Origin of the sequence: Flavobacterium sp. W22_SRS_FK3, assembly GCF_052113665.1 — a bacterium.
In the GTDB taxonomy this organism is placed as follows: Bacteria; Bacteroidota; Bacteroidia; order Flavobacteriales; family Flavobacteriaceae; genus Flavobacterium.
The window spans coordinates 1-1,482 of sequence record NZ_JBGQOF010000067.1 but is presented as its reverse complement, the minus strand read 5'-3'; the positions used below and the strand labels follow the sequence as shown (position 1 = coordinate 1,482).

Annotated in this window: 1 protein-coding gene; it reads left to right on the top strand. The window is 33.2% G+C overall.

Features of this window, described 5'->3' with window-relative positions; translation table 11 throughout:
• Nucleotides 1-1,482 (top strand): non-ribosomal peptide synthetase (locus tag ACEN2I_RS19965; RefSeq protein ID WP_441767834.1); only part of this gene is annotated, 1,482 nt, incomplete at both ends.

The following is a 1,482-nucleotide window of genomic DNA, read 5'->3' as shown; positions in this document are numbered from 1 at the left end:
ATATGAGCATGAGCCCGTTGTTTCAAGTGATGTTTTCTTTCCAGAATAATGGAGAAAGTAAAGATGTGGCTTTAGAAAGATTGAGCTTATCTTCATATCCTATTGAAATGGTAAGTTCTCAATTTGATTTAACACTTAGTGTATCAGAGAGTGATCATGGTATTTCGCTGGGAATAAATTATTGTACCGCTTTGTTTGATAAGACAACAATTGATCGAATGCTGTTGCATTATCAAGAGTTGTTACAGAATATTATAAGTGATATAACACAACCAATAGGTAATTTATCTATACTTACTTCTGGAGAGACTTATCAAATATTGAATGTTTTTAATGCTAATTGTATCGCATATCCAAAAGATAGGACAGTAGTCGATTTATTTATAAAGCAGGTTAAAAAGACACCGGATGCTCTGGCAGTTGTTTGTGGAGATGAAGAATTAAGTTATAAAGAATTAGATGAGAAATCGAATCAATTAGCACTTTATTTACAGAAGCACTATAATCTGGGCTCCAATGATATTGTAGGTTTAATGTTAGATCGAAGTATCTGGTCTATTATTTCAATATTTGGAATTTTAAAAGCCGGTGCTAGTTATCTACCGATAGATAAAGAATATCCGAAGAATCGTAAATCTTTTGTTGTTAATGATGCTAATATAAAGTTACTGATTATAGAGTCCGAAAGTTTATTTGATGTGATAGAATATGTGGTGCCTATTTTTTCAATAGACATCGAATTTGAGAGTGTATCAAACGAAGCATTTTCGTTAAAAAGTTTAAAAACCAAAGCTATACATTCTTCTGATCTGGCTTATGTAATTTATACCTCAGGAAGTACAGGAAACCCCAAAGGAGTAATGATCGAACAAGGTAATTTGTTTAATTATTTATTACATAGTATAGATCATTTTGGAGAAGAAAATAAGAGTCAGAGTTTTCCATTATTCAGTTCATTATCTTTTGATTTAACCCAAACCAGTATCTATCTGACACTTTTAACAGGAGGTCAATTGCATGTTTACAAGGATAACGATATTGTTTCGGTAGTAAAGGCTATTGTTTCAAATGATGCTATTACATCCATAAAATTAACCCCATCACATCTATCTTTTTTTAGCGATTTAGATAATTCTCACTTAAAAAGGTTCATCATTGGTGGTGAACAATTGACTCTTTCTGATCTGTCTAATTTAGGAGAATTAGACTCATCGGTTAGATTATTTAACGAGTATGGTCCAACCGAGACAACCATTGGTTGTGCGGTATTTGATGTTACAGACTATCAAACGAGAGAACGTATTTACATTGGTCGTCCAATAAGCAATACCAGTATCTACATAGTAAACGATACATTAGGGCTATTACCAATAGGAGTAGTCGGGGAGTTATGTATTGGCGGGCTAGGAGTCGCCCGAGGTTATTTAAACAGGGAAGAATTAACTCGGGAGAAGTTTATAGCAAATCCATTTAAAGAAGGTG